This is a genomic window from Longimicrobium sp. (assembly GCA_036377595.1).
GTDB lineage: Bacteria > Gemmatimonadota > Gemmatimonadetes > Longimicrobiales > Longimicrobiaceae > Longimicrobium.
Genome location: DASUYB010000126.1, coordinates 1 through 11,842, shown reverse-complemented (window position 1 = coordinate 11,842; position 11,842 = coordinate 1). Strand labels below are relative to the sequence as shown.

Here is an 11,842-nt window from a genome sequence, read left to right as displayed (position 1 = left end):
TGGGACGAGGTGCTTGCGCACCAGTCTTACAATGTGTAAGATATTGCCATGGACATTCCACGACTCTCCGCGAAGGAAGCCGAGATCCTCCGCCTCCTGATCGCAAATGGCGAAATGTACGGGCTCGAGCTGGTGAACGCGTCCGAGCGGCTCAAGCGGGGAACAGTGTATGTTACCCTTGGTCGGATGAGTGAAAAAGGTTTCGTGGACTCGCGTCAGGAGGAACTGGGTATTGGCGATGGCCCTCCCAAGCGATTGTATCGCATTACGGGATTGGGCGCTCGAGCCCTTCATGCTTCGGAGGCCGGGCGCCTTGCCATGGAGGCCGCATGGGCAACCTGAAGAAAGCCTCGGCTCACCGCTGGACTCTCCTTAAGGAATTCATAGTGTGGTGGGGTCGCGGGATTTTGATCAGTGATAAAGAGTTCGAACTCGCGGCGAAGGTTGGGATTCTTCTAAAGGTGGGCCTCGTTGAACTCCTGAACCGAGCTTCAGCGGCTCTTGGCGTGTTTGGGCGATACCGTCGGACGGGACAGATCCATCGTCCTCCAGGTTTCCGACTGCTTGCAATCGCTGAGTTTCTGTATTCGGCGAAGACCTATCATGAGATATTCGAGCCGACGGTCGCTGATCTGCAGGAGGAATACGCGCACGCATGGGCTGAGGAGCGCCCGTGGAAAGCGCGATGGGTAAGACTCCGAGGCTATTGGTCAGTGTTTTCAGCAGCCGGAGTACACGGATTAGCTAGTTGTGCGAAGACAGCGCTTTCGATCCTGAAAGCCGTGAGGTAATTCATCGATCCGATGATAGATTGAGGATTTCCTCGTGATGAAGAGGCCCGCGGCGGGTGCCGCGGGCCTTGTCGTTTCTACCGGCCGCCCTTCTGGGTAGGGAGGGAGCCGCGCTGGCCGGGGCCGGCGTACTTGCCCTCCGCGAATCCCCCCTCGCTGTAGCCGGCGTAGCGGCGCTCCTCCGTCCGCCGGTCGCGGGCGTCGCGGCCGCGCATCGGCGGGGCGTCGGGGCCGTCGCTGAAGCCCCACGAGCGCTCCGGGCCGCCGCGCTCCAGCCCCGGGCTGTACGCGTTGTACTGGCGCAGGTACTCGCGGTCGTAGCGCACGCCGCCCCGCGACGGCCCCGCCTCGAGCGGCGGGTGCGGCACGAAGCGGCCCGGCATGGGCGCGCCACGCTGCTCGTACGCCTCGTGGTAGTATCCCTCCGCGTCGTACCACCCGTCGGGCAGGTCGTAGCGCCCGTCGAATCCGCCGTAGCCTCCCAGGTCGTACTGACGGAAGAAGCGGTGCTCGCCGTAGGGCGCCACGTGCCGCCCGTCGCCGCGCATGCGGTTCCCCTGGTACTCGCCGCCGCGGAAGTTGGGGTCGCGGTCGTCGCCCCAGCCCCAGCCGGGGTCCATCTGGTAGCCGTACCGGCCGTAGCCGTGGCGGTCACGCTCGTGGGGGCTGCGTCCGTGGTCGTAGGGATGCCGTCCCATCGCTCTCCTCCTCGTGTCTGGCAGTGCAGACGGGGCGGGGGAGCAAGATTCCGGCCCGTGCGGCCGGAGGAAATTTCTTGCGCGATCCGGCCGTTGTCCGCACTGTTGTGGCGCGGGAACACGGCAGGGCCGCAGGCGCCGCGGCACGCCGCCGCGGGCGCCCCGATTCCGGTGGTTCCACCCCCCACGGAGGAGGCTCCATGAAGTCGTTGTCGCAGACGGTCGCGCTGGCATTCGGCGCGGTGTTCATCCTGGTGGCGCTGCTCGGGTTCATCTCCGCGGGCGGCACCTCGATGGCGGCGGACATGGCCACCGCGCCGAAGCTGCTCGGGCTGTTCCCGGTGAACCTGCTGCACAACGTGGTGCACCTGCTGTTCGGGGTGTGGGGGATCGTGGCGTCGCGCACCTGGTCGGCGGCCAACACGTACTGCCGGATCGGCGGCGCCATCTACATCGTGCTGGCGATCCTGGGCTTCATCGCGCCGACGACGTTCGGGCTGATCCCCATCGGCGGGAACGACGTGTGGCTGCACGCGCTGCTCGGCATCGTGCTAGCCGGCGTCGGCTTTACGGACCGCGCTCCGGCGGGCGTGCCGGCGTCCTGATCTCCTGAACCACAGGGCCTCACGCGGAGACGCGGAGTCGCGGAGAACTCATCGCCGGGGTGAGCTCTCCGCGGCTCCGCGTCAGCCTTTTCTGGAGATGCGGGAATCGCCATCTCCTCGATCTCCATCCCCATTCCTCCAGTTTGTCCCACATCGATCCATCCATTCGTCCGCGCGTGGATGCGATTCGTCACGCGGTGGCGGCAGTTCGTCCCACAGTGCTAACTTCTCAGCACGACTGTGCACCTTTCTGCGGACGACCGGGTACCTTGGCGCGCTCACCCGGAGAATCCGATCCCGCGCGGCTCGCCCGCCCATTCACGCTCACCCCCTGAAATCCCGATGACACGCACGCTTTCGAGGCTCCTTCCGCTGCTGGCGCTGGCCGCGACGCCCCTGGCCGCGCAGGCTCCGGACCCGTGGGCGGGGCTGGGCCGCCCGCGCACGCACGCGCCCACGCCCACCACCGCCGCCATCAATCCCGCCGACCTGATGACGCGGCTGTACGCCTTCTCCGACGACTCCATGGGCGGGCGGCTGATCGCCTCGGAGGGGAACCGGAAGGGGGTGGAGTACATCGCCAGCGAGCTGCGGCGCTTCGGGCTGCAGCCGGCCGGCGACAACGGCACCTTCTTCCAGGCCATCCCCTACGTCGAGCGGGTGATGGACACCACCGCCACGCTCAACGCCGGTGGCCAGCGACTGCGCGCCTGGGTGGACTATCTCCCGCGCGACAACGGCTCCGGCGCGCGCTCGCTGGAGGGGGTGCAGGTGGTGTACGCGGGGATGATGGCCGATTCCGCGCACATGGTGGACTCGGCCGCGGTGGCCGGGAAGCTGGTGGTGGTGGCCCTCGGCCCCGGCTTCGTGGGCAACCCGCCGGGGACCGTCAGCCGCCCCGCCATCACCCGCCGCTACCGCCGCGCCGCGGGGATCGCCATCGCCGGGCTCGACGACATCACCCCCGCGTCGCTGGCCATCTACCGCCAGCCGCTGCAGGTGATGCAGGGCGGCCAGTCTCCCGAGCTTCCCGCGTACATGTACGTGACGAAGCGGGCGGCCGCGGCGCTGCTGGGCGCGGACCCGGCGACGCTGCAGCCGGGTGCCACGGGCGGCACGGTGACGGGCGGGCCGCGCTTCATCGAGCGGCCGGTGCCCATCTCCGCGCGCAACGTGGTGGCGGTGCTGCCGGGGAGCGACCCCGCGCTGCGCCGCGAGTACGTCGCGCTCGGCGCGCACAACGACCACGTGGGCGAAGGCGGCGACCCCGTCGCGAACGACTCCATCTACGTCGTCAACCACCTCTTCCGCACCGAGGGCGCCGACGATCCGGCCCCGCGGCTGACGGCCGAGCAGCAGGCGCAGGTGAACGGCATCCTGGCCACCATCCGCCAGCGCACCGGCGGCACGTCCGCGCGCGGCGACACCATCTACAACGGCGCCGACGACGACGGCTCGGGGTCGATGGGGCTGCTGGAGATCGCCCAGTACTTCGCCTCGCGGCCGCATCCCAAGCGCTCGCTGCTGTTCGTGTGGCACGTGGGCGAGGAGGCGGGGCTGCTCGGCTCGGAGTACTTCACCGACCATCCCACGGTGCCGCGCGAGTCCATCGTCGCGCAGCTGAACATGGACATGATCGGCCGCGGCGGCGCGGACGACGTCACCGGCTCCAGCAAGGACGGCGCGAAGCTGCACGGCGGGCCGGGCTACGTGCAGCTGGTGGGCTCGCGGCGGCTGTCGACGGAGCTGGGCGACCTGGCCGAGACGGTGAACCGCCAGGGGAACCACGGGCTGAACTTCGACTACGCGATGGACGCCAACGGGCACCCGCAGAACATCTACTGCCGCAGCGACCACTACGAGTACGCGCGCTACGGCATACCCATCATCTTCTTCACCACCGGCGGGCACGCGGACTACCACCAGGTGACCGACGAGCCGCAGCACATCGACTACGCGCGGCTGGCGCAGGTGGCCAACTACGTGGCCGACCTGGCGACGCACGTGGCCAACCTCGACCATCGCCCGGTCGTCGATCACCCGAAGCCCGACCCGAACGGCCGCTGCGTGCAGTAGGCTTGGGGTGATCGGGAGATGAGGAAAAACGAAGCGGGGCCGGAGATTCTTCCGGCCCCGCTTCGTTCTCGATCATACCAAACGCATCGATCCAGCCGCAGACGCCGCCGCGTGGCCCTCTCCCTGACGCTTCGCGTCTGTCCCTCCCCCAAAACAGACTGGGGGAGGGACGGGCTCGCTTCGCTCGTACGCGCGGACGCGGGATGGCGTGCGGCCTGGTCGACTCCGCTTCACCCCTCGGCGGGGAGCCACGTCCAGCGGCCGCCGTCGATCATCACGCGCACGGCGCCCTCGCGCTCGAGAGTGGAGAGGAAGCCGAGCATGGCGGCGCGGTTGAGCGCGTAGGAGGGCGGGTCGACCAGGCGCATCCCCATCGCCCCGGCGAACTCGACGAGCAGGTCCTCGGTGCGCGCGGGACCGCGGCGGAAGCGGTCGCGCAGCCAGTCGGACGCGCGCTGGAGGACGGCGAGGTTCAGCGCCAGCGTCTCCCGCGGGTCGTCGAGCGGCTCGCCGTGGCCGGGGACCATCCACGCCGCGTCCATCCCGCCCAGCGCGCGCAGCGTCTCCATCCACCGCCCCGCGTCGACGAGATAGGGGACGCCGTGCTTCTCCAGCGGCTCGCGCCCGAAGAAGCCGTCCGCCACGAAGAGCACGTCGCCCGCGCGGACGCCCACCTGCGCCAGGCTGTGCCCCGCCAGGTCCACGATCTCCAGCGCGCGGCCGTCGATCGTCACCGTTTCGCCCGCGCGCACCACGTGGTCCACGGGCGAGGGCTCGGCCTGCAGGAACTTGCTGGTGAGCGCGGAGACGGGCGCGGCGCCGCCGTACAGGTACACGGGCTCGTAGCGCGGCTCGCGGATCACCGCCTCCTCCACCGCCGGCGCGTGGACGGGGATGCCGAGCCGGCGGACGAGGTGCGCGTTGCCGCCGTGGTGGTCGGCGTGCGCGTGGGTGTTGAGGATGGCGACGAGGGGCCGGCCGAGCTCCTCCGCCGCGCGCGCGACGCGGTTGGCGGCGCCGCGGTCCAGCCCCGTGTCGACGGCCAGGAGCCCGTTCTCCGTCTCCACCAGCCCGCTGTTGACGGCGCCGCGCAGCACGTACGCGCCGCCACCCAGGTCAGCCGTCTCCGCCGCCATCCGTCTCCATCCCGTCCTCTCCCTCCCACTCGGCGTGGAAGCGCGCCAGGAACGCCTCCATGAAGCGGTGCCGCCCCTCGGCCACGCGGCGCGCGGCGGCGGTGTTCATCCGGTCGCGGAGGAGGAGGAGCTTCTCGTGGAAGTGCGCCGTCGTCGCGCCCGCTCCGGACTTGTAGGCCTCGAAGCTGTCGTGCATCTCCGGCGCCGCGTCGGGGTCGTGCAGCGGGCGCCCTCGGCTGCCGCCGTACGCGAACGCCCGCGCGATCCCCACCGCGCCGAGCGCGTCCAGGCGATCGGCGTCCTGCACCACGCGGCCCTCCGGCGTGCGCATCGGCGTCGGGACGCCCGCGCCCTTGAACGACAGCCCGGCCACGATCTCGCAGACGTGGTCGACGGTCTCCGGCTCCGCGCCGGCGGCTTCGAGCCAGGCGCGGGCGGCGCGCGGGCCGGCGGTGTGGTCGCCGCCGTGGAACTTGTGGTCGGCCACATCGTGCAGCAGCGCGGCCAACTCCGTCACGTATGGGTCCGCGCCCTCCTCCTCCGCCAGCCGCAGCGCCGTCCGGCGGACGCGGTGCACATGCCACCAGTCGTGCCCCGTCCCCTCGCCGCTCATCTCGCGCCGCACGTGCGCCTCGGTGCGCGCGAGGATCTCCCGCCGCAGCTGCTCGTCCATCTCCGCCACGTGGTTCTCCCGATCTCCTTCCCCCGATGAACGGAGGCCCCGCCGGGCGGCGGGGTCTCGGAACCGCAAGCTAACCCGCGGGCGACGGGATTTCGAGCACGACCTGTCACGCGCGGCATGGTCGTGCATCTTCCGCCTCGTTTGCGACCATTTGAAATGGGGCACGGACGATCGCGGCACCGTTGCCCCGCGCCGCCGGTCCCTTCCGTGTCCCAGCCGCCCCGCAAGTTGCGCGAGCGTCGACGCAGCCGGCGAGGCAAGCCGTTCTCGCGTAAACGTTTGGATTGACCAGCACGATAGCTGCCGTTTCCGGTCCCACAATTGCTCGGACGGCGCGTGTGAGAAGCCGATCCAACCGCACATAGTTCCGGAAAATCGCTGGAGTCCGTCCCTCCATTCCTTTGTCATTCCGGCGGCAATCGTCCTCGGCCGCCACCATCCCACCCGATCCCCCACAGGAACCCATGTTCGGTCTCGAAATCCTCGACGTCATCCTCGGGCTCGCCTTCGTGTACCTGTTGCTGAGCCTGATCTGCTCGGCCATCAACGAGTACATCGCCGGGCTCACCAACCGCCGCGGCAAGATCCTGATCGCGGGCATCGAAAAGCTCCTCGACGACGCCCAGGATCCGAACCTGAAGAACGCGGTCCTCAACCACCGCCTGATCCGGTGCCTGTATGGCCACGATCGCCGGGGTGCCGAGCGCGCGCCGTCGTACATCCCCGCGCGGACGTTCGCCATGGCGCTGCTCGACGTGGTCGAGAACACGCCCGAGCCGGCGGCGAAAGCGGCCGCCGCCGAGGCGGACGGCGCCCCGGCGGCCGGCCCCGCGCGCGACGCCCCGCAGAGCGTGCGGGACCTGCTGCACCTGATGAAGGACGATGCGCTGACGGACGTGGTGCAGCAGATCTCGACCGAGGTCGACGAGGTGGTGGACGCCGCTCCGCTGCCGGCGGGCGCCCGCCGTGCGGTGCAGAGCGCCGTCGCCACGACGCGGACGGATCTGCAGAAGCTGCACGACAGCGTGGAGGTGTGGTTCAACAACTCCATGGACCGCGTCTCCGGCGCCTACAAGCGGCACACGCAGCAGGTGCTGTTCGTGTTGGGGCTCATCACCGCCTTCGCGCTGAACGCCGACACGCTCGACATGTGGAACCGGCTGTCGACGGATGACAAGCTGCGGGAGAGCGTGGCCACACAGGCGTCCAACTCGCTGGAGGACCTGGCGAATTTCGTCCCCGGCCGCGGCGCGAACGGCTCGACGACCGACTCCACCGTGGCGAGTTCCAACGCGGGCGCGCCGAACGGCGGAGGCGGCAACGCGGCCGTCCCGGGCGACAGCGGGAAGGCCGCCACGACGGATTCGACCACGACGGACTCCACCGCGGCGACGGATTCATCCGCCACCACCGACTCGTCGGACGCGAACGCGCCGGCCGCCACCGGCGACTCCACGGACTCGGCCAAGGCGGTCGGCACCGAGAACACGCCCGCATCGCCGGAGACGCGTGCGCAGACGGACTCGCTGGCGGACCTGGCCCATGCGCGGGCGCTGTACGACTCGGCCAACGCCATCCTCCGCCGCACGCAGCTTGGCTTCGGCTGGGGATGGGAAGACGCGGAGAAGCTCGGGTTCGCGCGGCGGATGCCGGCCGACCGGGCCAAGGCGCGGCGGAACTCGATCGTGGCCGCGGAGTTCGCGAAGCTGAACGGCAGGGCCACGCACGCCGACAGCGCGCGCATCGCGGCCACCCCGCTCCCCGTCTACGAGGCCTCGCCGGGAGGCTGGAAGTTCTGGCCGATCCTGGCCAAGCTGCTCGGCATCCTGCTGACGGCGTTCGCGCTGTCGCTGGGCGCGCCGTTCTGGTTCGACACGCTCAACAAGATCATCAACATCCGCTCGGCCGGCCGCGCGCCGGACGAGAAGGCGAAGTCGCCCGAGGCGGCCGGGAAGCGTCTCGCGGAGCAGCCGACGAAGTAGCTCCCCATCCCCCGCAAGACGACGAAGGCCCGGGCGCGCTGCCCGGGCCTTCGCCGTTCCTCCGTCTCCCTCCGACGTTGTCAGCTCGCCGAGCGCCCCGGCGACGTGTTCGGGGCGGGCGGGGCGGGCGGGGCGGCGGGACGCGGGCGCGCCGGCTGCGGCTTCTGCTTCACCGCGGCGATCACCGAGTCGATGGCCGCGGGGGTGGAGATCTCGCCCAGGCGGCTGTAGACGGTGCGGCCGTTCTCGTCCAGCACCAGCGTCAGTGGCACGGCGCCCGCGCGGTACATGGAGACGAGCTTCTCCTCGGGGAAGCGGATGGTGGGATACGGCAGCGCGTTGCGCGCGGCGTAGCGCCGGGTGACGTCGACGGAGTCCAGCGACACGCCGTACACCTGCGCGCGCGGCGACGTCATCGTGTCGAGGGTGGTGGCGATGCGCTTCCACGCCGGGAGCGACGCCTTGCAGTACGGGCAGGTGGTGGTGTAGACCAGCAGCACCTGCCGCCCCGCCTGCGGAAGCTGGCCGACGGTGACCGGCTGCCCGTCGAGCGTGGCCGTCTGGAACGCCGGCATGTACGAGTTGGGAAGCGGCTCGCGCAGCGCCTTCACGTAGCGCGTCTGCAGGTCGTTGTAGCGGGTGATCAGGTCGCCCTTCTGCTTGCCGAGCACCACCACCAGCACCGCCGCCGCCACCAGCGCCGCGTACGGCAGGATGCGCGTGATGCGGTCCATGTCGCCGTCTCCCGTCAGGGTTCGATAAGCCGGATGTTTGCCCGTGGATGCCTCGCAATTTACGTCGGCAGATGCACCGGCGGTAGCCCACGCGGCTTCGGCGGCAATGCGGGGCGATGCGCGCCGGAGCGCGATCGCCTACCTTCTCCAGCGAACCCACCACGAGGCGGGGCGATGGCGGAGACGGCCTGGCACATCCTGATCCGGAGCGGCGACGCGCTGGCCGAGGTCGATGACGCGCTGCGGGCGCTGGCGGCCCGCGGCGTGCCGCGCGAGGCCAGCGGCTACCACAAGGCGATGCACGTGACCCGCGCCGGGCAGACGGTGGTGATGGTGGCGCGGCGCGACAGCCCGCTGGCGTCGGAGCTGCGCGGCCGCCCCGGCTGGTCCGAGCCCGGCGACACGCCCCTGCGCACCTGACGGCGGAAGGAGACGCGATGCTCCACGTGACCAACGGCGACGCCGCGGCCGGCAAGATGCGCGCGGCGGGAATCGAGGGCGAGATCCTTCCCTGGCGCGACGTGCTGCACGACGGCCCGGTGCCCGCCGGCCTCCCCCTGGCGGAGCTGAGCGCCGTGCGCGCGCGCTTCATCGCCGACGGCGACTGGGACGAAGAGATCGCGCGCCAATTCGAGGAGCGCGACCGCGCGCTGGCCGGGTATCGGGGGCACGACGAGACGGTGCTCTGGTTCGAGCACGACCTGTACGACCAGCTGCAGCTGGCGCAGGTGCTGGATTTCCTGGGCGAAGAGGCGCTCGGCGCCACGCGGCTGACGCTCGTCTGCGGGGCGGAGTACCTGGGGAACTCGGCGCCGGCGCGGCTGGCGGAGCGGTTCGCCGAGCGCAGCGAGGTGACGGAGGCGGAGATGCTGCTGGCGCGCGACGCCTGGGCCGCCTTCCGCTCTCCCGATCCCACGGCAATCGTCGCGCTGCTGGACGAGGACTCGTCGGCGCTGCCGTTCCTGGCGGCGGCACTGGAGCGGCACCTGGAGCAGTTCCCCTCCGTCCGCAACGGCCTGTCGCGCAGCGAGCAGCAGGCGCTGGAGGCCATCGCCGCCGGCGCCGAGACGGTGCGCGATGCCTACCTCGCCTCGCACCCGCGGCGCGAGGACCCGATCTGGCTCGGCGACAGCTGGTTCGGGTGGTATCTCCAGAACCTGGCCGCCGGCCCGTCACCCCTGGTGAGGCTGGAGGGGAACGGGGCCGGGGGGGATGAAGATGCCGTGCTCTCGCATCGCGTGGCGCTGACGGACGCCGGCCGCGCGGTGATGGACGGGCGCGAGGACCACGTGCGGCTGAACGGGATCGACCGCTGGCTCGGCGGTGTCCATCTCCACGGCCGTGAATCCCCATGGCGGTGGGACACCGAGGTCGCGCGTCTCGTCGCGACGTAGGCCTTCGCGCGCGATTCCGATTCTCCTGTTTCTCACACAGAGGACACGGAGGGCACAGAGGCACGGAGAACGAATCTTTTCCTCTGTGCCTCTCTGTTTTCTCTGTGTTCTCTGTGTGAAATTCTTTGCAGATCTCCTCCGCGTCCGAATCTTTCGTTCCCCGGAGACGGTATTGTCAGCCGCGGCGGTGGCATGCATCCTCCACCGCTGATCCGGCGGGGAGCGTTCCGGCAGTTGCGTGCTCCCCCGCCATCCGACCCGCAGGGAGCGAACGTTGAACGCAAGGGTGGAATCTCCGCCTGATCCGCGCCTGTCCCGACCGGCGGCGGCCCCCGCGCAGGCGGCGGCGGACGCCTTCGCGCTGCAGCCCATCAAGGACGAGGAGCTGAAGCGCGAGCAGCTGGCGAAGATGAAGTTCCGCGCCACGGGGCTGCTCGTGGGCGCCACGGTCGTCTTCATCCTCACCCGCATCCTGGAGACGCGCTGGCCGTGGATCGGCTACGTGCGCGCCACCGCCGAGGCGTCGATGGTGGGCGGGCTGGCCGACTGGTTCGCGGTGACGGCGCTCTTCCGCTATCCGATGGGGATCAAGATCCCCCACACCGCCATCATCCCCAACCGCAAGGAGCGGATCGGCCGCAGCCTGGGCAACTTCGTCCAGAACAACTTCCTCTCCCCCGCGGTCATCTCCGTCCGCCTGAAGAACGCGCAGATCGCGCACAAGGCGGCCGACTGGCTGAGCCACCCCGAGCACGCCGAGCTGGTGGGGAAGCACGCCGCCGCGGCGGTCACCGGCGTGGTGCAGGTGCTGAAGGACGAGGAGGTGCAGGAGCTGATCGAGACCAGCGTGATCCGCCGCGCGCGGGCCACGCAGGTGGCGCCCGTGGTCGGCCGCGTGCTGAGCCTGATGACGCACGGCGACCGCCACCAGGAGCTGCTCGACGCCGCGCTCAAGCTGGTCGACCGGCTGGTGGACGAGAACCGCGACGCGCTGCGCGACCGCATCCGCCAGGAGCTCCCCTGGTGGGTGCCCACGCCCATCGACGAGAAGATCTACCAGAAGATCATCACCGGCGTTGAGCACACGCTGGACGAGGTGGCGCAGAACCCCGAGCACCCGCTCCGGCACCGCTACAACGAGGCGATGCTGGAGTTCATCGAGAAGCTGCGCACCAGTCCCGAGATGATCGAGCGCGGCGAGCACCTGAAGGAGGAGCTGCTCGAGCACCCCGCGGTGCGCGGCTACTCGGCGTCGCTGTGGGGCGATCTGAAGGCGTCGGTGCTGAAGCACGCGGCCGACCCGGGGAGCGAGTTCCGCCGCCGCATCGCGCACACGGTCACGCGCTTCGCCGAGTCGATGCGGCACGATCCGGAGATGATGGCCAAGGTGGACGGATGGATCGAGAGCGCCGTCCTCTACTTCGTGGAGCAGTACCGCGGCGAGGTGGCCGAGCTCATCTCCAGCACCGTGGCCGCGTGGGACCCCGAGGACACCACGCGCAAGATCGAGCTGCAGATCGGCAAGGACCTGCAGTTCATCCGCATCAACGGTACGCTGGTCGGCGGGCTCGCGGGGCTGGTGATCTACACGCTGTCGCAGATCTTCGCGCACTGGTAGGGACTGCGAACGGGTGCGCGAGTGCGGGAACTGCACGGGTGCGGAGGTGCGGGGGTGCGAGGGTGCGTGAACTGGAATTGGATGGGGCGGAGATGCGGGGGTGCGTTCCCTCGGCGCCGCGGCCCC

General features: G+C 70.2%; 12 protein-coding genes. 8 read left to right on the top strand and 4 right to left on the bottom strand.

The genetic code is table 11. The annotated features are described in order from the left end of the window. Positions 1-48 precede the first annotated feature (48 nt). Complete coding sequence (locus VF092_22195) at positions 49-342, top strand: helix-turn-helix transcriptional regulator (GenBank protein ID HEX6750021.1); 294 nt, start codon at positions 49-51, stop codon at positions 340-342. Next, a complete protein-coding gene (locus VF092_22190; protein HEX6750020.1) occupies positions 330-791 on the top strand; it encodes a hypothetical protein in 462 nt (153 codons plus the stop codon). The genes VF092_22195 and VF092_22190 overlap by 13 nt, the downstream gene beginning before the upstream one ends. A gap of 77 nt (positions 792-868) precedes the next feature. On the opposite strand, the gene VF092_22185 is transcribed toward VF092_22190, so the two are convergent. After that, complete coding sequence (locus tag VF092_22185) at positions 869-1,489, bottom strand: hypothetical protein (protein ID HEX6750019.1); 621 nt, start codon at positions 1,487-1,489, stop codon at positions 869-871. Positions 1,490-1,689: 200 nt separating this feature from the next. Between VF092_22185 and VF092_22180 the strand changes: the two genes are divergently transcribed. Beyond that, positions 1,690-2,094, top strand: a complete 405-nt coding sequence (locus VF092_22180) for a DUF4383 domain-containing protein (protein HEX6750018.1) — start codon at positions 1,690-1,692, stop codon at positions 2,092-2,094. 342 nt (positions 2,095-2,436) lie between these two features. Continuing rightward, positions 2,437-4,170: a M28 family peptidase gene (locus VF092_22175; GenBank protein ID HEX6750017.1), complete on the top strand. Its 1,734-nt coding sequence runs from the start codon at positions 2,437-2,439 to the stop codon at positions 4,168-4,170. Positions 4,171-4,400: 230 nt separating this feature from the next. On the opposite strand, the gene VF092_22170 is transcribed toward VF092_22175, so the two are convergent. Then, positions 4,401-5,306 (bottom strand): MBL fold metallo-hydrolase, encoded by a 906-nt coding sequence (locus tag VF092_22170; protein HEX6750016.1) that lies wholly within the window; start codon positions 5,304-5,306, stop codon positions 4,401-4,403. Beyond that, positions 5,287-5,979, bottom strand: a complete 693-nt coding sequence (locus VF092_22165) for an HD domain-containing protein (GenBank protein HEX6750015.1) — start codon at positions 5,977-5,979, stop codon at positions 5,287-5,289. Before VF092_22165 ends, VF092_22170 begins: the two co-directional genes overlap by 20 nt. A gap of 473 nt (positions 5,980-6,452) precedes the next feature. Between VF092_22165 and VF092_22160 the strand changes: the two genes are divergently transcribed. Next, a complete protein-coding gene (locus VF092_22160) occupies positions 6,453-7,970 on the top strand; it encodes a hypothetical protein (GenBank protein ID HEX6750014.1) in 1,518 nt (505 codons plus the stop codon). A gap of 80 nt (positions 7,971-8,050) precedes the next feature. Here VF092_22160 and VF092_22155 read toward each other — a convergent pair whose 3' ends face one another. Further along, on the bottom strand, positions 8,051-8,704 hold the full coding sequence (locus tag VF092_22155) for a TlpA disulfide reductase family protein (GenBank protein ID HEX6750013.1): 654 nt from the start codon (positions 8,702-8,704) through the stop codon (positions 8,051-8,053). 174 nt (positions 8,705-8,878) lie between these two features. Here VF092_22155 and VF092_22150 point away from each other — a divergent pair, with 174 nt between their 5' ends. The 3 genes from VF092_22150 to VF092_22140 all read left to right on the top strand — a co-directional run bounded on the left by VF092_22150 (position 8,879) and on the right by VF092_22140 (position 11,716). Continuing rightward, positions 8,879-9,124, top strand: coding sequence for a hypothetical protein (locus tag VF092_22150; protein ID HEX6750012.1), 246 nt, complete (start codon positions 8,879-8,881; stop codon positions 9,122-9,124). A gap of 17 nt (positions 9,125-9,141) precedes the next feature. After that, positions 9,142-10,098, top strand: a complete 957-nt coding sequence (locus VF092_22145; GenBank protein HEX6750011.1) for a DUF1835 domain-containing protein — start codon at positions 9,142-9,144, stop codon at positions 10,096-10,098. Between the two features lie 274 nt (positions 10,099-10,372). Then, positions 10,373-11,716, top strand: coding sequence for a DUF445 domain-containing protein (locus VF092_22140; GenBank protein HEX6750010.1), 1,344 nt, complete (start codon positions 10,373-10,375; stop codon positions 11,714-11,716). Positions 11,717-11,842 lie beyond the last annotated feature (126 nt).